At 64.5% G+C, this 18,072-nt stretch carries 19 protein-coding genes; 6 read left to right on the top strand and 13 right to left on the bottom strand.

Going from position 1 to position 18,072, the window contains the following annotated elements:
- Positions 1-4: 4 nt before the first annotated feature.
- The 4 genes from EN824_RS25405 to EN824_RS36165 all read right to left on the bottom strand — a co-directional run bounded on the left by EN824_RS25405 (position 5) and on the right by EN824_RS36165 (position 4,830).
- A complete protein-coding gene (locus tag EN824_RS25405) occupies positions 5-1,765 on the bottom strand; it encodes a hypothetical protein (RefSeq protein ID WP_245521010.1) in 1,761 nt (586 codons plus the stop codon).
- Between the two features lie 11 nt (positions 1,766-1,776).
- Positions 1,777-3,027: a hypothetical protein gene (locus EN824_RS25400; RefSeq protein WP_245521009.1), complete on the bottom strand. Its 1,251-nt coding sequence runs from the start codon at positions 3,025-3,027 to the stop codon at positions 1,777-1,779.
- A 75-nt stretch (positions 3,028-3,102) separates the two neighbouring features.
- Complete coding sequence (locus EN824_RS25395) at positions 3,103-4,164, bottom strand: hypothetical protein (protein ID WP_127279167.1); 1,062 nt, start codon at positions 4,162-4,164, stop codon at positions 3,103-3,105.
- Between the two features lie 189 nt (positions 4,165-4,353).
- On the bottom strand, positions 4,354-4,830 hold the full coding sequence (locus EN824_RS36165) for a hypothetical protein (protein WP_245464415.1): 477 nt from the start codon (positions 4,828-4,830) through the stop codon (positions 4,354-4,356).
- Between EN824_RS36165 and EN824_RS25385 the strand changes: the two genes are divergently transcribed.
- Entirely contained in the window at positions 4,723-5,724 is a 1,002-nt protein-coding gene (locus tag EN824_RS25385) for an isopenicillin N synthase family oxygenase (RefSeq protein ID WP_245464414.1), read from the top strand. The genes EN824_RS36165 and EN824_RS25385 overlap by 108 nt on opposite strands.
- Before the next feature lie 84 nt (positions 5,725-5,808).
- Here the strand turns inward: EN824_RS25385 and EN824_RS35365 are convergent, their stop codons facing one another.
- Positions 5,809-5,976, bottom strand: a complete 168-nt coding sequence (locus EN824_RS35365) for a hypothetical protein (protein ID WP_167531258.1) — start codon at positions 5,974-5,976, stop codon at positions 5,809-5,811.
- Positions 5,977-6,008: 32 nt separating this feature from the next.
- On the opposite strand from EN824_RS35365, the gene EN824_RS25380 reads away from it, so the two are divergent.
- Both EN824_RS25380 and EN824_RS25375 read left to right on the top strand, forming a co-directional pair.
- Positions 6,009-6,698, top strand: a complete 690-nt coding sequence (locus EN824_RS25380) for an SDR family NAD(P)-dependent oxidoreductase (RefSeq protein WP_135861819.1) — start codon at positions 6,009-6,011, stop codon at positions 6,696-6,698.
- 400 nt (positions 6,699-7,098) lie between these two features.
- Entirely contained in the window at positions 7,099-7,350 is a 252-nt protein-coding gene (locus EN824_RS25375) for a DUF768 domain-containing protein (protein WP_015316487.1), read from the top strand.
- A 55-nt stretch (positions 7,351-7,405) separates the two neighbouring features.
- Here EN824_RS25375 and EN824_RS25370 read toward each other — a convergent pair whose 3' ends face one another.
- The 3 genes from EN824_RS25370 to EN824_RS25360 all read right to left on the bottom strand — a co-directional run bounded on the left by EN824_RS25370 (position 7,406) and on the right by EN824_RS25360 (position 11,203).
- Positions 7,406-8,524, bottom strand: a complete 1,119-nt coding sequence (locus tag EN824_RS25370) for a P1 family peptidase (protein ID WP_127279163.1) — start codon at positions 8,522-8,524, stop codon at positions 7,406-7,408.
- Positions 8,525-8,528: 4 nt separating this feature from the next.
- Positions 8,529-10,175 carry an exodeoxyribonuclease VII large subunit gene (gene xseA, locus EN824_RS25365; RefSeq protein WP_127870920.1) on the bottom strand — a complete coding sequence of 549 codons (1,647 nt, stop codon included), beginning with the start codon at positions 10,173-10,175 and terminating at the stop codon, positions 8,529-8,531.
- A 71-nt stretch (positions 10,176-10,246) separates the two neighbouring features.
- A complete protein-coding gene (locus tag EN824_RS25360; RefSeq protein WP_127280522.1) occupies positions 10,247-11,203 on the bottom strand; it encodes a LysR substrate-binding domain-containing protein in 957 nt (318 codons plus the stop codon).
- Positions 11,204-11,380: 177 nt separating this feature from the next.
- Here EN824_RS25360 and EN824_RS25355 point away from each other — a divergent pair, with 177 nt between their 5' ends.
- Positions 11,381-11,671 carry a DUF1127 domain-containing protein gene (locus EN824_RS25355; protein ID WP_127280520.1) on the top strand — a complete coding sequence of 97 codons (291 nt, stop codon included), beginning with the start codon at positions 11,381-11,383 and terminating at the stop codon, positions 11,669-11,671.
- A 171-nt stretch (positions 11,672-11,842) separates the two neighbouring features.
- Here the strand turns inward: EN824_RS25355 and EN824_RS25350 are convergent, their stop codons facing one another.
- From EN824_RS25350 to EN824_RS25335, 4 genes are all read right to left on the bottom strand, one after another.
- Entirely contained in the window at positions 11,843-12,874 is a 1,032-nt protein-coding gene (locus EN824_RS25350) for a DUF937 domain-containing protein (protein WP_127280519.1), read from the bottom strand.
- A gap of 89 nt (positions 12,875-12,963) precedes the next feature.
- Positions 12,964-14,337 (bottom strand): glutamate--cysteine ligase, encoded by a 1,374-nt coding sequence (locus EN824_RS25345; protein ID WP_135932827.1) that lies wholly within the window; start codon positions 14,335-14,337, stop codon positions 12,964-12,966.
- Positions 14,338-14,482: 145 nt separating this feature from the next.
- Entirely contained in the window at positions 14,483-15,217 is a 735-nt protein-coding gene (locus EN824_RS25340; protein WP_135861814.1) for a 16S rRNA (uracil(1498)-N(3))-methyltransferase, read from the bottom strand.
- Between the two features lie 31 nt (positions 15,218-15,248).
- The gene (locus EN824_RS25335; RefSeq protein ID WP_127279733.1) at positions 15,249-15,896 is read right to left on the bottom strand and encodes a hypothetical protein; all 648 of its coding nucleotides are present in this window, start codon (positions 15,894-15,896) and stop codon (positions 15,249-15,251) included.
- A gap of 88 nt (positions 15,897-15,984) precedes the next feature.
- Here EN824_RS25335 and EN824_RS25330 point away from each other — a divergent pair, with 88 nt between their 5' ends.
- Positions 15,985-16,683: a type 1 glutamine amidotransferase gene (locus tag EN824_RS25330; protein WP_127279734.1), complete on the top strand. Its 699-nt coding sequence runs from the start codon at positions 15,985-15,987 to the stop codon at positions 16,681-16,683.
- 404 nt (positions 16,684-17,087) lie between these two features.
- Positions 17,088-17,228, top strand: coding sequence for a hypothetical protein (locus EN824_RS25320; protein WP_023782442.1), 141 nt, complete (start codon positions 17,088-17,090; stop codon positions 17,226-17,228).
- Positions 17,229-17,280: 52 nt separating this feature from the next.
- Here the strand turns inward: EN824_RS25320 and EN824_RS25315 are convergent, their stop codons facing one another.
- A complete protein-coding gene (locus EN824_RS25315; protein WP_127279736.1) occupies positions 17,281-18,054 on the bottom strand; it encodes a metallophosphoesterase in 774 nt (257 codons plus the stop codon).
- Between the last annotated feature and the right edge of the window lie 18 nt (positions 18,055-18,072).

The following is an 18,072-nucleotide window of genomic DNA, read 5'->3' as shown; positions in this document are numbered from 1 at the left end:
CTGCTCACGCCGACCAGTAGTCGGGACGGTTCTGACCCATGCTAGCCATCGAGCTCGCGATAGGCGACGGCATCTGGACCGGGCTCGGCAGGTTGGTGCCCTGGTTGAACGTGTTCTGCAGGATCGTGCGGATCATCCAGCGGATCAGCGACTGGTTGTTGCGGAAGTTGAAAACGTTGAAGTCGCATTGCTGGGTCAGCGACCGCACCAGGCGCTCGGTCTGCTCCTCGGCCTGGTAGAAGGTTCGCAGCTCACGCACCATCAGCCCCTTGAGACCGGGGTCCCAGGCGCCAGCGCCACCGAACGGGTCGAGCAACTCGCCGGAGATGGTGGCGAGCTTGGTCTTCAGCTTGTCGCTGAATTCGCACAGCAGCACGCCGGGGTTCGCCACCTGGTCGGTCAGGTCCAGCACCGCGCCGACGGCGAGGCCGACGGCGGTCGCGCGTCTCTCCTGTTCACCGAGGCCGTCCGGATCGATGCCGACCGCATAGAGATCGATCGCCCGGTCGAGCAGGAACAGCATGTAATCCAGGAGCACCTGGCAGCTGATCTCGTTGTCGTCGCAGCCGCAGCCGGCGAAGCAGTCGACCTGCTCGAGCAGGAAACCGCGCGCGATGGTGAGGTTCATCAAGCGGACGGCGCCCTGGTCGGGACCGCCGGCGCCATAGAGGCCGTAGACGATGATCGGCGGGCGCGCGACATAAAGCAGCCGCGAGCTGCCTTTGGCGACGAAGGCATCGACGAAGAGCTGCAGGCTGGAGACGAACGCCACCAGCGGCGGCGATTCCGGTGGTCCCGATGTGATCGGCACGTCGATCGGAACCGGAATGCTCTGGCCGAACTGGATCAGGCGCTGGAAGCGGTGAACCAGCATCGCCGACGCGGTCGATAGTTCACGCAGGCTCTCGACGCTTGCCCCGGTCGAGAGGTCGACCAGGTCGTCCATCGCCTGCGACAGCGCGTTCTCTTCCAGAAGGGCACGCAGGTCCGCCTGGCCGCCGGCTTCCAGTTGCAGGACCAGATTGCGATAGGCTTCGATGCCGCGCGGCCAGTCCTCCTGGCCAAGCGCGCTTTCGATCGAGCCGGTCAGGCTGCGCAGCGCCATGATGACGGCATTGCGGCGCGCCTGCAGCTCACCGGCCGCCGAACGCACGATCGAGGTGCTGCGTGTGATGCCGTTGGACGCCAGCCCCTCGCCGATGGCGACAAGGATGAGCCCCGCCAGCACGTCGCAGCTCTGGGCAAAGCGCCGGAACAGGATGGCGCTGCCATCGGTCAGCGTGCCGACATAGCGTGCGAGGCGCGAATACTCGCCGAGCTGGCGGCGCGCCGACATGGCGCGGTCGTGGTTGACCGAATCCAGCGAAAGGCGCGCGGCGGCCAGCCCGTCATTGGCGAGCTGCCGGATCGAGCGGCCCCAGCCAATCATCTCGATGCGGATGTCCTTCAGTGGCGAGGAGGTCGAAAGCGTCTGCAGGTCGCGCTCGAGATCGTCCTGCGCCTGGGCCATTTCGACCGAGGACGGACCCGTGTTCCGTACCTGCGGCACATAATCGGGCACGCTCGAATAGGCCAGACCGGCGCGTTCGCGGCGGTCCCTGTCCGCTTCCTGCGGGTAGAAGTTCAGCAGCGCGTTGGCCATCTGGTCGGGATCGCGCGGATCACTGACGCGCAGCGTCTTGCGCAGCAGATTGTCGACGGCGACCGTGGCGGGCGACCGAAATTTCGAGACCGGGCTGGCGGCGGTTGTAGACAGGTCGGCCATGACATCTCACCTCATGCAACGAGTGCGGCTGGGGACGGTTGCGCGGCGGGCCGTCGGCTTGCCTGGCGCTGGGCCAGGTTCCTGATGACGAGCTTGGCAATGGCGTCCGGTTCGGCGCCGGCCTCCAGCGCGAAACGGCTGGCCGACACAAGAAAGCGTGGCGGCAGGTCGGGTACGTGCCCCGCCGCGATCTGGATTCCGCCGCGCCGGATGCGGGCTTCGTCGGCGCGCGTGAATGGAATGGCATCGGCCAGCGCGTGCTGGCCCAGCCCCCGCCGAGGCTGGTAGGCGATCTCGTCGACCACCGCCGGGATGAGGCGCGGGACCGACGCAAGCAGCACCGGAGGCAGCCTGTGGCCGCGCGACGGATTGTAGAGCGCGCGCCAGACGCGTTCGGCGCGCGCCGCATCGGCGGCGAAGCCCATGCGGCGCAGCATTTCGGTCAGGATCAGGACCCGGATCCAGCCGGTCGGATGGGCGCCGCCGGGGCGATAGGTCAAGGCGCGCGCGCCGGGGTGGGCCAGGAACTCCATCATGCCCCAGACCGACGCCGTGCCGCCGAGCAGCAGCGCCGCGAGGTCCGCGAAGATCTCCTTGTGCCAGCGGCGCAGAATGGTCACCACGAGCGGATCGAAGCGCATCGAGGCCAGCCGGTTACCGACCGCCTGCGCGTTTTCCTGCCACAGGCCCATATCGGCCTGCAGATTGTGCGCGACCTCGTGCAGGAATACCGATTGCCAGGGATTGTCGCGGTCCCAGGGGACGCGGATCACCGGGAACGGATTGCTGTCGCCGAGCAACCGCGCCAGCGCCACGCCACGACGCTGCGTCGCCGGCGAATAGCCGTGTTCCATATAGGTCAGCGGCTTCAGCAGCGGGCCGGCGAAGACGCCGGGCAAGGCCGCGCGGACGACGGTATAACAGTCCATCGCGATCGCGTCATGGGCGGCCAGCGCCGGCGCGAAGCCCGAGCCGCGCTGCGACATCACCTCGAAGAACATGCCGAAGCTGCGGCGCAGCCGGTCGATGCTGCGGTCGAGCAACGCCATCTGGGTGAGAGCCGCCTGCGCCGTTGCCGGCGGCCAGCCGCGTTCGATCACGGCGATCTGCCGATTGATGGCGTTGCCGATGGCGGCCAGCCGCCGGTTGGCGGCGTGGAAATGGGCTCGCGACGGCGCATAGGGCAGGTCTTCGGGACGCAGCCCGATGCGCCGCGGCGTCAGCCGGTTCAGGCGCTGCGCGCGCGCCTTCAGCGCCCGCAACTTGGTGTCCAGGAACCGCCTGGTCGAAGAACCCGTGCGCATCGCCACGATCCTTCTGGTTGCACCGAGAGGGTTTCAGTTGGGCCGGATGGTGATGCTGACCGGACCGCGGATGACGATGCGCCGCCGGCGCCCGGAACCCTGGCCCTGGCCATAGCCCGGAGCATACCCACCGGTCCAACCGCCAATGCCGCCCATTCCCCCGAGCGCCCGCCCGGCGGCGCGCGCCAGGATGCGTGCCGGAGCCATGCCGGAGCGGACCGCCGCGGCCGTGCGGCGCACGATCCGCCGCCCTCTCTGCAAGGGCTGCGTCAGCTGCCGGCGCAAGCCATGCCCGCGTGCCGCGACACGGCGCGCGGTGCGCGCCAGCACCATTGGCCGCACAGAAGCCGGGGTGCGCCGGGTGACCGCCGTGCGGCGCACGCTGTTGGCGATGCGCGGCAAGGCGCGGATCGCGGTCGGCCCGCCACGGTTGACGAGCTGGGTGGCGGCGCGGCGCACGGTGCGCACCGCCTGGATGCGGGCGGCCGCCGGCATGCGGGCGGCGGCGGGGCCGAGCACGCGTCTGGCGGCGAGCCCCGCGACCAGCGGGATGGCGGCGCGATTGCGCACCGCGAGCTCGGCGAAGGCGTCGAGCGCTTCGTCCTCCGAGGCTTCGTCCGCCATCAGCTGGCCGATGACATTGGCGACGCCGCCAATTGCCGTGCCGTAGCCTGGGATGAGGCTGGCGACCGGCGCCACGGCGCGGGCGATGCGGCCGATGGTGGGAGCGGCACGCCGCACGGTGCGCACGGCGCCGCGTATGCCGCGGGCGATGCGCCGGAAGAACTCGTCGCTGTCTTCAGCCGCGAGCGCGAAGCCCAGCGCTTGGTCCCAGCCGTCATCGTCGCCCTCGTCGAAATCGTCGCTCTCGTCGAAGTCGTCGCCTTCATCGAATTCGTCGCCGGCGTCCATCTCGTCGAAGCTCGAAGCCTCGTACTCGTCGCCCGCGTCATACTCGTCGCCCTCGTCGCCTTCATCGGCACCTTCGAAGCCGTCGCCTTCGTCCATTTCGTCGAATTCGTCATAGCTGTCGGCGGGGCCTTCCGCTTCATCAAAGGCTAGGTCGTCGAACATCGATTCGTCATACCCGTCCATCTCGAGATCTCCTCTTGAGCGATCGGCCCCTCAGGAGAGCGGGACCAAAGCGATTAACGCCGGTCGGGATAGTCCCCCCTGAAGTGATCGCCCTCAAGTCGGCAGGACTGGGTAGCTCGAAGATGGTCGTCAGTATCGGCGACTATTCAGGTGCGGAATTTTGTGCTTAAAACAAATATATTGCGAGTATTATTTTACTATAATTTTATTATAAACGGATTTACGGCTGATATCTGACGTGAAGCGCCAAAAATTGGAGAAAGGCCCATAAATACTTCGCGGCATGCTGAAAGCCGCCGTCGCCGGCCAGGCTCGCCATAAGGTTGGGAAGTCTTCCTCGTCTTTACCGCAACGCAACACCCTTCTCAGTTCGGCCATATCTCCTGCCGTGATCACGATCATCATCATATCGCCTGCGCGGCGTGGAAAATTATTCGTCGCGATGGCTTTTGAAGGGCCAATCGTTTCTTTCCGGGCAAGGGGGAGTCGATGAGACTTGTAGGCATTGGCGGCGGAAGGAAACCGGTAAAGGAGCCTGATATGCCCAGAATAGTACCCGTGCTCGATTTGAGCCGCTTTGAGCAAGGCGCATCGGAACGTCGGACATTTCTGGCGGATCTCCGCTCCGCCTCGCGTGACATCGGCTTTTTCTACCTGGCCGGACACGGGATCTCCTGGGCCGAGATCAGCGAGGTGCTCACCGCGTCCCGCCGCTTCTTTGCCTTGGCCGAGGCCGACAAGCTCGCGATCGAGATGGTCAAGTCCTCGCAGTTCCGCGGCTATACGCGCGCCGGCGGCGAGCTGACCAAGGGCAAGGCCGACTGGCGCGAACAGCTCGATATCGGCGTCGAGCGCCAGCCCATAGCGCAAGGCCCCGGAATTCCCGCCTGGACGCGGCTGCAGGGGCCGAACCAGTGGCCGGCTGCGTTGCCAGAACTCAAACCCGCCCTGCTGGCATGGCAGGCCAAGGCGACAGGGGTGGCCATCAGGCTCTTGAAAGCCTTCGCGCTGTCGCTCGACCAGCCAGAGGATGCCTTCGACCCGATCTACCGTGAGCAGCCAAACCACCGCATGAAGATCGTGCGCTATCCGGGCCGTGAGGCGACCGGCGGTGATCAAGGTGTCGGCGCGCACAAGGATGGCGGTTTCCTGACGCTGTTGCTTCAGGATGACAATAAGGGGCTGCAGGTCGACTATGATGGCAGCTGGGTGGATGTGGATCCCATTCCCGGCACGCTCGTCGTCAACATCGGTGAATTGCTCGAGCTGGCCTCGAACGGCTATTTGCGTGCGACCGTGCATCGCGTCGTGACGCCGCCCGCCGGCATTGAACGCATTTCGGTGCCGTTCTTCTTCAGCGCCAAACTCGATGCGACGATACCGCTGCTCGAACTCCCCGAGGAATTGGCGACGCAGGCGCGCGGGCCGGCCAGCGATCCGGACAATCCGCTGTTTCGCGATGTCGGAACCAATGTGCTGAAAAGCCGGCTGCGCTCGCATCCCGACGTCGCGCGCCGCCATTACGCCGACCTGCTTGAGCCGGAAACCGGAGCGGGTTGAGCCTGTTGCCACAAGAACGAATGGATTTTTTGCAGTCCCGGCTGATTTTGGAAAATCGTTCGTCGCATCTGCGTGAAGATCGGTTCAAAAGAGAAAAATCCGTTCGGTGTTCTCCTCCCATTTCGCTGAACGGTGTTCCCCTCTGAAGGTTGTGACCTTCTTTTGGCCGGGCGTTTCGCGCCCGGCCATTTTTCTTTCCGCCTTGCGCGTTGCCGGTGCGGCGTTGATCCGGCAGACTTCGGCATGCGCCAACCGTTGCAATCAGTGGAAGAAGGAGAGGTCACATGACATCCAATGTCGCCGTCATTGCCGGAGCGGGTTCTGGATTGAGCGCATCGCTGGCGCGTCTTCTCGCCAGGGAAGGGTTCCAAATCGTCCTGGCCGCTCGAAATATCGAGAAGCTCGGTGCATTGCAGGCGCAAGCCGGCGCGCAAGCCGTGGCGACGGATGTCTCGGATCCGGCCTCGGTGGAGCAGCTGTTTGATGTCGCCGACAAGGCTGGCCCGCTTTCCCTCGTGATTTTCAACGCCAGCGGCCGCGCTCGCGGCCCGATAGCAGAGCTCGATCCCGAGGCGGTCCGTCAGGCGCTATTGGTCGGGGCCTATGGTGGGTTCTTGGTGGCTCAGCAGGCGGCCCGCCGGATGCTGGCCTTGGGCTCGGGGTCGATCCTTTTCACCGGCGCGACGGCAAGCGTGAAGGGGTTCGCCGGGTCTGCCGGCTTTGCCATGCCCAAATTCGGATTGCGCGGGCTGGCGCAATCCATGGCCCGTGAACTGGCGCCCAAGAACATTCACGTCGCGCATTTCATCATCGACGGGGCCATCGCCTCGGCCGCGTCTGGACAGGAGTCCGAGCTGCAGGACCGCCGGCTGTCGCCGGATGCGATCGCCGCGGCCTATCTCTCCATCCACCGCCAGCACCGCAGCGCCTGGACCTGGGAAATGGAGCTCAGGCCATGGGTCGAAAACTTCTGACCGCATCAGCGATCCATGCGACCTTTGCATGGCTCGTGTGCACAGGCCTTGAGGAGAGTCGACATCGCATGAGGATGTCACTATATAGCGGCGGCTTCGATGGCTCGCGCCTTGAAGCGTAACGTCATAAGGCGGCTGCAGCGACAGCCATTGAGATACGAAACGGACTGGAAGCCGTAAAAGGTAGAAGCAATTGCTCGGAGCGGGCAGATCCCGCCAACGGTACAGTCCTTCAGAATCAGAAAATGTTCTTCACCCCTCGATTTCCTTCGGCTCTGTGGACCCTGGACGGCATTGGCTTGCCGGCTGGCCGCGACTCGGCTGGAATGGGAGCATGCATCCTTTGCGGGATGCCGACGTTTATGATTACCAACCGGCTTTGCCGCCAGGGAAAAGCAGTATGAGTGAACATGCGATCGAGTTCTTGCGGGGATGGATCGGTGAAAAGGTCCATTGCCAGTCCCACGCCAGGATCGAGAAACAGGCCGAGACATTGGCCCGCGAATGCGCCGCCAAGGCAGCCGAGGTCGGCATACCGCTGGAGGACATCCAGGAGGAAGTCGGCGACATCCAGGAATTGATCGCTTCCCGGCTCGAGGAAGCTGCCGAGGCGGACGAAAACCAGCAGGCTTCCAGCAAGGCCGCGGAATAGATTTTCAGGGACAATCCTGTCTGAAAGCGCGGGCCGTTCGGCCCGCGTTTTCGTCTCAGCCGAACTTTTCTTTCAACCACGTCTTTGGCAGCGCCGGCACGAAATTGCCGTCGCGGCCGGTCATGTCGTCATTGGCGACCAGGGCGTTGAGGATCGATTCCTCCACCGCCTGGATCACCGCGTCGAAGAACGGGTCGATGTCTGCGTCGGGAATGAAATCGGCGCTGGCGATGCGGCCAGACAGCCCCAGCGCCGCGGCGGGATTGGCCGTCGAGAAGGCGAGGAAGATGTCGCCCGAACTGTGATAGCCGAAGCCGCCGGTCATGGCGACGCCGAGCGGCACACGCCGTGCCAGCCGCTTCATCTGGTGCGGCAGGAACGGCGCGTCGGTGGCGATGACGGCGATGATCGAACCCTTTTCCGCGCGCGACGTGGCTTCGCGGATCGCTGGTTCGGTGAGTTCGGGATCGGCGCGCCGGCCACGCATCGTGAAATTGTGCCGCTTGCCGAAATTCGACTGCACGAAAGCGCCGGCCGTGTAGGTGCGCCCCTGCCATGCGACGATGCGCGATGCCGTGCCCGAGCCTGCCTTGAAGCCGAAGGTGATCATGCCGGTGCCGCCGCCGACGCTGCCTTCCTCGACCGGTCCGCCGGCCGCGCCGTCGAGCGCCTCGGTGACATGCTCCGATGTCAGATGGTGGCCGTTTATGTCGTTGAGAAACCCGTCATAGGTCTCCGCCGCCACCGGCAAACCCCAGGCGCTGTCGATCGCGGCCGGCAGCACCCGGTTCATCCAGCGCAGCGTGCCGTCACGCGAAACACCGCAGGAATGCGTGTTGGTGATGGTGATCGGGAAGTTGAAAGCACCGGTTTCCTCGATGATGTGCGAGCCGGTCAGCTCGCCATTGCCGTTTTGGCTGAAGATGCCGGCGAAGACCGGCGTCGCCAGCTCGGCGCGAGGCCTGGGCAGGATGGCGGTCACGCCGGTGCGCACCGGTCCCTTGCCGACGACAAGCGCACCATCGCCTGAAATCAGCGTCGTATAGCCGACCGCGACCCCTGGCACGTCGGTGATCGCATTGAACGGCCCAGGCGTGCCGTCGAAGTCGATATTGAAGCTTCGCGCGCGCGGCTTGCCCGACGGTGTTGCCAGATGGTGCGGATTGTCGGTCATGCTCTTAGAACAAGGATCCCTGATTGCCGGGTTCTCTCGTCTTGGCAACTGGGGCCTTGGCCGCGGGCCTGGCGGCGGGCTTTGGCCGCGCCGCGCCGCTGGTTGCCACCGCATCGGCAGTGCCGTCGGCGAACTCCAGCGAAAGCGCCATACCCGACGCCACGTCCGCGGCCTGCTTGATGACGGCGCCGTCGGCATCCTTCACCAGCACGAAGCCGCGCGCCAGGACGGCCTTGTGCGACAACGTCGCCATCAGCCGGTCGGCCTGGATGATGCGGCCGCGCAACCGCTCCAGCCTAAGCAGCATCGCCTGGCCGCCGCGTCGCGTCAAAGCGGTCAGCAAATCTCTATGAACACGTTGCCGCCGTGCTGTCGGCTCGATCGTGATGCGGCCCTGCAGCAAAGCCAGTTGCTGCCTGTGCCGTTGCAGCGATGCCTTGGCGCATTTTGGCAACTGATCCGCTGCACGATTGAGTTCCGCCCGCCGGCTTCTCGCCAGAGTACGCAGCGCCCGTTGCGCACGCAAAAGATTACGGTCGTTGGTGCGCCGCGCCTCGGCAATCCGCTGCGACAGCATCGCCGGCGTCAATTTTACGGCGAAGAATCGTGCCCGCTTGCGCTCGGTGGAAACCATCAGGCCACGGCCGAGCCTCGACGTCGCTTCGTCGAGGCGCCGGCGCGGCAGCGCCAGCAATTGATCGGGCGAAGGCAGCGCACGCGCTGCTGCACGTGTTGCTTGCCGCTTGCGCTCGAAATTGCGCAGGACGGCTGCCTTGAGCCGTGCGCCGAGGCTGGCCAGCGTCGCTTCGAGGTCCGCCTTCACCGGTACGGCGATTTCGGCCGCGCCTGTCGGTGTTGGCGCCCGCACATCGGCGACGAGGTCGATCAGCGTCCAATCGGTCTCGTGGCCGACCGCCGAGATCACCGGAATGCCCGAGGCGGCGACGGCGCGGGCGAGTGCCTCGTCGTTGAAGCCCCACAGATCTTCCAGGCTGCCGCCACCGCGCGCGACGATCAAGAGATCGGGACGCTGGATAGGGCTGTCCCATGCCAGCGCGTTGAAACCGGTCACGGCATTGGTCACTTCCGCACTCGCCGTGTCGCCCTGCACGCGCACCGGCCAGACCAGCACATGCAGCGGAAAGCGGTCCTTGATGCGGTGGATGATGTCGCGGATGACCGAGCCGGTCGGCGAGGTGACGACGCCGATGACGCGGGGCATGAACGGCAGCCGGCGTTTGCGGCCCGCATCGAAAAGCCCTTCCGCCTGCAGTCGGCGCTTGCGCTCCTCGAGCAGCGCCATCAGCGCCCCGGCGCCGGCCGGCTCCAGATTGTCGATGACGATCTGGTAGTTGGACTTGCCGGGATAGGTGGTGAGTTTGCCGGTGGCGATCACCTCCATCCCTTCCTCGGGACGGAATTTCAGCCGGCTCATCGTGCCTTTCCACACCACGGCGTCGAGCCGGGCGCGGTCGTCCTTCAGCGCGAAATAGGCGTGACCCGAGGAATGCGGCCCGCGATAGCCCGAAATTTCGCCGCGCACCCGCACATTGCCGAAGACGTCCTCGACCGTGCGCTTCAGCGCGCCCGATATCTCGCTCACCGTGTATTCGGTGGCGTTGGTGCGTGATTCGGATGCTGCTTCGCTCATTGGCCGATTGGGGGCTGGTTGAGCGCCGACGTCAAGGCGGCCATGTCAGCCCCGATATTGATGATCCGCATCTACCAGCCCGGCAGGATCTGGTTCGGCTTGCTCCGCTTCATCTTGGCGAAGGCGAGGGCCGCGAAGTCGAACGTTCCCGTTTCCTCGCCAAGCGGGATCGAGATGTTGTCCAGGCTTTCCGAAATATGGCGGGCAAGCGCATCGACAATCTCCGGCCGCGAGGTCTGGCCGCGCATGATGCCGATGCGGCAGTCCGGCAGGGCGCCGAAGCCATCGGCTTCGCCCAGCACCCGCATGCCAGGCCTGAGCGCGCATTCCGGCAGCACCGAGACCGCCAGGCCGGACAGCACGGCCGCGGTGATCACGGTCGCCGAGAAGCTGGTGAACAGGATGCGGTAGTCGCGGTTCTGCTGGTCCAGCACGTCGACGGCGGCGCGCCGCCAGATGCAGTTCGGCCGGCCGAAGGCCATCGGCAGGATTTCCTGCTCGTGCGTCGCGTGGTTGGCCGAGGATACCCACAGCAGCGGCTCACGTCGCACGACTTCCGACTGGCCGCGCACATCATTGTGCGTCACCAGCGCCAGGTCGAGATTGCCGCGCTTGATGTGTTCGACCAGTCCCGGCGTCGGCTCGCAGATGACGGTCAGTTCGACGCGCGGATTGGAGCGGGTGAAACGTGCCATGATTTCCGGCAGGAAACGATCTGCATAGTCGTCCGGCGTGCCGATGCGGATCGTGCCTTCGAGCCGCTGGTCGTCGAAGGCGGCGAGCGTCTCGCGGTTGAGATAGAGCAGCCGCCTTGCATAGGAGAGCAGCTTGTCGCCTTCCTCCGTCAGCCGGTTGGTGCGCCCCTCCTTCTCGAACAGCGGCTTGCCGATCCGCTCCTCCAGCCGGCGCATCTGCATCGACACCGCCGACTGGGTTCGGTGCACTTCTTCCGCTGCGCGCGTGAAGCTGCCAGTGTCGGCGATCGAGATGAAGGTCTGCAATTGATCGAGATCGAGCGGCGCTTTCATCGACATGATCCATCACTAGTGTTGATGCCAAAGATTAAAAACATTCGTTGGATTAATCAATCGGTCGATGGCAAATTCGCATTGTCCACATGAAGGCATGTGAATCGAAGCCGGAACGGCCGCTGTCGCCAGCGCCGATCGTCGGGTTTCGTCTGTTCGAGTCTGAAGGAGACCGACATGACCACGATCGATTTCGCCACCGAGACCTCGCGCATCACTTCGCGTCCGTCCGTTGCGGCGCGCGTGGTCAACACGGCCTTCAATATCTACCGCGCCTGGAAAAACCGCCGTGCTTTCTACCGCCTGGGCGAGATGTCGGATGCCGAGCTTGCCGATATCGGCCTGACGCGCGCCGACCTGCATGTCGCGATCGACGTGCCGTTCGGCCGCGATCCGACGGCAATCCTGCGTGAGATCGCCAGCGACCGCGTGGAAACGATCGAGGATATCGCCCGCAAGGTAGCCTGATTGGTTCAGTTTCGGTCTTGTTGAACCTTTCTGCGGTTCAGCGCGACCAAGGTTCATGCAGGCTCCCCACTCCCTGCCGGTTCCCCGCCGGCCTGCCTGCACGCTGCCCGGTCCTCCCAAGGACCGGGCTTTTCTTTTCTAGCTTGCCGGGAAATGGCTTTGGCCTGACGCCTATCGCCGGTCCATGTCTCGCTTGAACTGGTCGAAGATCGTTTCCACGCCCTTCTGGTAGTCGTCACGCTGCTGGGCGCCGGTCTCGAACATCTTGCCGAAAATGTCGTCGAACGGGTTCCGAGGCCGGCCGCTTGGATTGACCTGCGGCTGTGGTGCCTGGCGCGGCTGCGGCTGCGGCGCTTCAGGCTGTGGCCCCGGCTGCCCGCCGGGCAGGCCGAAGCCTCCGCCTCCGCCTTGCCGCAGCATCTCCTCGAAGATTTTCCCAAGCGGGTTGTCGCCGTATGGGCTCTGCGTCTGCTGGGGCTGGGGTCGGCTTTGTGGTTGCTGTGGCGCGCCGCCGCCGAACATATCCTGCAGCACCTTGCCGAGCGGATTGTCGCCATAGGGATTTGGCGCCGGCTGCGGCTGGCTTTGTGGTTGCGGTGAGCCGCCGCCGAACATGTCCTGCAAGACCTTGCCGAGCGGGTTGTCCATGGGGTTCTGAGGCGACGGCGCCTGGCGCTGTTGTGGCGCCGGCGCCTGCATGCCGCCCTGCCGCATCATCTGCTCGATGATCTCGCCCAGTGGATTGTTGCCGCCGCCACCCAGACCAGCCGCTGCCTGCATCTGGCTTGTCGTCTGCTTGAACAGTCCGCCCATTACCATCGACGCGATCGCGGGCAGCATCTGTTGCAGCACTTGCTGGCTGACGCCGCTCGCCTGCGCCGCCTGGCTGGCCACGGCACGCGACAAATCCTTCGACCCGAACAGATGGCCCAGAATGCCGTTGCCCTCGTCGACGCCTTGCGGTGAGAAGGCGCGCGTCGCGTCCTCGAAATACTTGGCGTGCTGGCCGCTTGCCATCGCCGTCATGAAGGCGCCGAGCCCATAGGGATCGGCGGTGTTGCGCTGCAACCCTTGTGAAAAGGCCGGCAGCAGTGCGGCGACCGCCGCCTGTGTCTGCTGCAGCGAAAGCCCGTATTGTTGGGCAAGCGCCTGCATGCCGTTGCCGTTCTGGGCCTGCGTCAGCATGTCGAACAAGGTAGGCATCGGCTTCTCCTCCGGGAAATCCTCGAAGAGAGCCTAATTCGTTTCAACGCCCGATTGAAGCGGCTTTTGCCGCCCGTCAGCGCGCGGGGTTAATAGGCATATTCCATGAATACAGGCTCGATCGAGCCACCCCAGCGCGTGTGATAGGCCGACAGCATCTCCTCGGCGCTGGTGGTGCCGCGCGCCACGACCTCGTCGAGCGTGTTCAGGAACGAGGTTTCGTCGTAGCCGTCGCGGTTCTTCTTGCCGCGGTTCTTCAGCCCGGTGCGCGAAATGGTCATGACGTCGCGGGCGACCTCGCGCAGCGTGGTGTTGCGGAAGGGTGCGGAAATGCCGAGTTCAGGCATGGCATTGCGCATCGCCAGCACTTCCTTGTAGGTCCAGCTCGACGTCAACGCCTCGGCGGCATCGAGCGCCGCCTCGTCGTAAAGCAGGCCGACCCAGAAAGCCGGCAGCGCGCAGATGCGCCGCCAGGGGCCGCCATCGGCGCCGCGCATTTCCAGGAAACGCTTCAGCCGCACGTCGGGGAACAAGGTCGACAGGTGGTTCGCCCAGTCGCCCATCGTCGGCAGCCCGTCCGGCACTTCGTTGCGCGCGGCCCCGGCCATGAACTGGCGGAAGGTGATATGCGTCATGTCGTGATAGTGGCCGTCGCGGATGACGAAATACATCGGCACGTCGAGCGCCCATTCGACATAGTCGGCGAAGCCGAAATCGGGCGAGAAGCAGAATTCGAGCAGGCCGGAGCGTTGGTTGTCGGTGTCGCGCCAGATGTCGCCGCGCCAGCTCTGCAGCCCGTTCGGCCGGCTGTCGGTGAAGGGCGAGTTGGCGAACAGCGCCGTCGACAGCGGCTGCAGCTTCAGCGACACCTGCATCTTGCGGCGCATGTCGGCTTCGCTCTCGAAGTCGAGGTTAACCTGGATCGTACAGGTGCGATACATCATGTCGAGACCCTTGGTGCCGACCTTGGGCATGTAACGCGTCATGATTTCATAACGCGACTTCGGCATTTTCGGCGTTTCGGCCAGCGACCATTTCGGGCTGCCGCCGAGGCCGAGGAAGCGGATGCCCATCGGCTCGGCGATCTCGCGCACCTGCGCCAGGTGGGCATTGCCCTCGCGGCAGGTCTGGTGGATCGTTTCCAGCGGCGCGCCGGAGAGTTCGAACTGGCCGCCAGGCTCAAGCGAGATCGCGCCCTGGCCTGTCGGCTCGACCAGGCCGATGATGCGGCCGTCATCGATGATGGGATCCCAGCCCAGCTTGTTCTGCATGCCTTCGAGGATGGCGCGGATGCCGCGCTCGCCGCCGTAAGGCACCGGTGCGTTGCCATCGACATAGAACGGGAATTTCTCGTGCTCGGTGCCGATGCGCCATTTTTCGCGCGGCTTGTTGCCTTCGGCTAGATGCTCGACAAGCTCGTCTACGCCTTCGATTGGCCGGAAATCGGTTGTGTCGCGCGCCATTTTCAAGCCCTCAAAGGCGGTTGGACCCACCGCCGGCGCTAAATGGACGAAATGTCAGTAGCCGATCAAGCGAAAAATCCTGAGCCACAGGTCAAGAGGAATTGAAGACCTCGGCCCGCGAGCACCTCTTGCAACAGACAACGTCCTACCAGTCGCCAATTGTCGCCTGCATCGCCGCGAGCGCGGCCACGGCCGCGGTGTCGGCGCGCAGGATGCGCGGCCCGAGCGGAATGGCGGTCACGAAGGGGAGGGCGCGGAGCATCTTGCGCTCCTCGTCGGAAAAGCCGCCCTCGGGCCCGACCAGCAAAGCGAGCTTCTTCTCCCTTACTGCCTGCAAGGCAGGCAGTGGGTTGTTGGTCGAGGCGTCCTCGTCGCAGAAGATCAGCCGCCTTTCCTTGTCCCAGCCGGTCAGCAGGCGCTCGAATTTTTCCGCCTCGCGAACTTCCGGCACAGCCAGGATGCCGCATTGCTCGGCGGCCTCGACGACATTGGCGCGCAGGCGATCGATGGAAGGCTTTGCCACCTGCGTGTGCTGGGTGATGACCGGTTGCAGGATGCCGGCGCCCATCTCGACCGCCTTTTGCACCAGATAGTCGAGCCGGCCCTGCTTCAGCGGCGCGAAGCAATAGATGAGGTCGGGCAAGGGCGGTTGCGGTCTTTGCGGCGCCAGTACTTTCAGCCGCACCGACCGCTTGGATTTCGCTGATATCGCCGCCGACCACTCGCCGTCGCGGCCATTGAAGACAAGGATCTCGGCGCCTTCGGCGAGCCGCAGCACATGCAGGAGATAATGGCTCTGCTGCTGGCCGGGTTCGAACTCGATGTCTGGTCCGAGGTCGTCGGGCACGAACAGACGTTGCATCTTGTAGTTGGCGCGCATGGCCGAGGAATGAGCGAGACGGCCGCCTGCGTCAAGCCTTGGCGGAAGGATGCCACACGGGTTGAAAGCCATGGCGCAGCACGGCAAGCGTCGTTTCCGGGGTCAGCAGCACAAGCGTCTCGTCCCCGAAATGATCAGGGCTGGTTGGCGGGCCGTATCCGGCAAAAGTCCATGGCAATATCTTGCCGTGGCGCAAGGCACAGGCGCTGCCGCCAGCTGCGATCATCGCGCCGTCGGGCAGGCCGGCAAGCGCATCCATCGCGACCGCAGACCGCTTGCCGCCCGACGCCAGCCGCTCCTTATGCAGCCGCTTGTCGACCTGTGGCGCGCGCGGCTCGGCAATACCGAAGGCTTGGCCGAAGCGATGGACAAAATCCTTGGCCCGTTCACGTTGGCAAAAGAAACAGGGGCGATGTCCGGCGGCGAGCGCCGTCACCTCGTCGAGGAAGAACAATTCGGTCCAGCCGGCCTTGCCACCGGGCCGGTTGCGGCCCATCGGCTCGCGCTGCACATTGCGGAATTGGCACACGCAGATGATCCAGGCCGGAAGCGCCCAGCGCTTTTTCAGGAGCGTCTTTGTCGCGGGGGCGTGGATGATGCCGCGATTGCCGGTGAACAGGCCGCGCTCCGGCACGGCGTGAATGGCGCCGAACGGATCGACCCGGTTCTGCAGTGGCATAGTTTTCTCCTGGGATACGCATCTTGGCTGAAACGCCGGCGCCATGATATCGCTCGCGACAGCATTTTCATGTCAGCAGGGTTTTTCGATGCGGGTGCTGGTAGTCCAGAACTACGACAATACCGGGCTCGGCCAAGTCGGTGCGGCACTGGCCGAAGCGGGTGCCGATCTTGATGTGCGGCTTCCCTATAAGGGTGATGCGCTGCCACGGGACGCAACCGGCCACGATGCCATGGTGGTGCTCGGCGGCGGCCAGAACGCGCTGGCCGACGAAGAATATCCCTATTTCCCGGCGCTGCTCGAACTGACCCGCGATTTCGCTGGCAAGGACCGCGCCGTGCTCGGTATCTGTCTCGGCAGTCAACTCGTCGCTCGCGCCTTTGGCGGCGCGAACCGCATCGGCGGGGCCAACGAATTCGGCTGGCGCGGCGTGTCGCTGACGGCCGATGCCAAGGCCGATCCGGTGTTGGCTGAGCTGCCGGAAAAGTTCCCGATCTTCCAGTGGCACGACGACACGTTCGAGCTGCCGGAGGACGCCGTGCGGCTCGCCGGCAACGATGTCGCCGAAAACCAGGCGTTTCGCGTCGGCCGCGCCGTCTACGGCTTCCAGTTCCATTTCGAGGCCGACCGGCCGATGGTGAAGGACTGGAGCTCCTCCTTCGCGCCGACCATCGCCGCGCGCCATCCCGACTGGGCCGGCAAGCTCGACGGTGAAATGGCCAGCAACGGCCCTGACGCCGATGCCGCTGGTCTGGCCATCGCCCGTGCCTGGGTGGCGACGATCTAGAGCAATTCCAGGAAAAGTGTGTAGCGGTTTTCCCGGGAGAAGCGCGCAGCGCTTCCCCTTGGGAATTGCGTAAAAACAAGAAGTTAGAGCGGGTCAGAGATTCTATCAAACTCTGATCCGCTCTAAACGTCCGTTCATGCTCCGCGTGACATAATTGGCACGCGGCCGTGAAACCGTTTGGGGAAAACCCCTTTCATCCTTGGCTTGTGTCCGCCCGCCATCCTAGAAGGCGCGCGCCCTATGTCGGCTGTGCAACCGGGATGAACCTTTTGTGTGACCCGTGCGACACACCATCGATACAGAACACACCTAGAAGCGCGAAATCGTCGAAACTTTGACACGTATTTTCCGTTTCAACGCATTGGTAACCGCCTCGTGCACAGATGCAGGAAGCTCAACAAGAGATGACCTCCGTGAAAGCAGCGCTTCTGTCCTTTGCCATGCTGTCCGCCATCGTACTTTGCGGTCTTGGTATTTATGCCGCCGATGCCGCCAACAACCACAATGCGGTTGACGGCTACGGCGTCACCGCCTCCCTGCGCTAAGCCAGGGCATCCCTCGCGCCCGGATCCCTCGCGCCCTTGGGCACCGGGGCCGTTAAGGCTCCCTTATCGATATTTCCAGGATGCGTTTGTCCGCGCCGTCAACGACGAGCGCGGTAAGCATGCCTGACTGCCAGGCAAGCGTGTCGACATTGACGCGGTTGGCCATCACTTCCGCCTCGGGGACCGGTGTGTGGCCGTGCACCACGATCTTCGGGAAGAGGCCGGTGTGATCGTGGAAAACGTCACGGATCCAGATCAGGTCCTGCGGGCTTTGCTTTTCCAGGGGAATACCCGGCCTGATGCCGGCATGGCAGAAGAAGAAGTCGCCTGATGTCACCGAGAGTGGCAGCGACCGCAGGAAGTCGACATGGCTTTGCGGCACCGCTTCGAGCAGGGCTTGATGACCCTTGCGCATGGCTGATTCCGCCTTGCCGAACCAGGCGCCGTTGCCGCTGTTGATCGTCACTCCGTAGGATTGCGCGGTCTGAATGCCGCCAAAACGGATGAAGAGCCCTTCCGGGTCGGGTGTCTTGAGAAAGTCGAGAAAGCCGATGTCGTGATTGCCGGCCAGCATCAGGTTTCGCGGATCGCGTTCGCGTGCCTCGATCAGGAAGTCGACGACGCCCTTGGAGTCCGGTCCGCGATCGACATAGTCGCCAAGATGGATGATGCGCCAGTCGGCGACCCTGTCCCTCGCAATCTCGGCCTCGATCTGGCCATGCATGGCGGCCAGCAGGTCGACCCGGCCATGCACGTCGCCGATCGCGTACAGACGCACGCCGTCCGGCCCGTGTGCGTCGAGGAAATGGATGCCGGGTTCCGCCAAGGTCTGGGTATCTCCGTG

The organism is Mesorhizobium sp. M8A.F.Ca.ET.181.01.1.1, assembly GCF_004792025.1.
Classification (GTDB): Bacteria; Pseudomonadota; Alphaproteobacteria; order Rhizobiales; family Rhizobiaceae; genus Mesorhizobium.
This window is presented reverse-complemented; position numbering and strand designations above follow the sequence as displayed.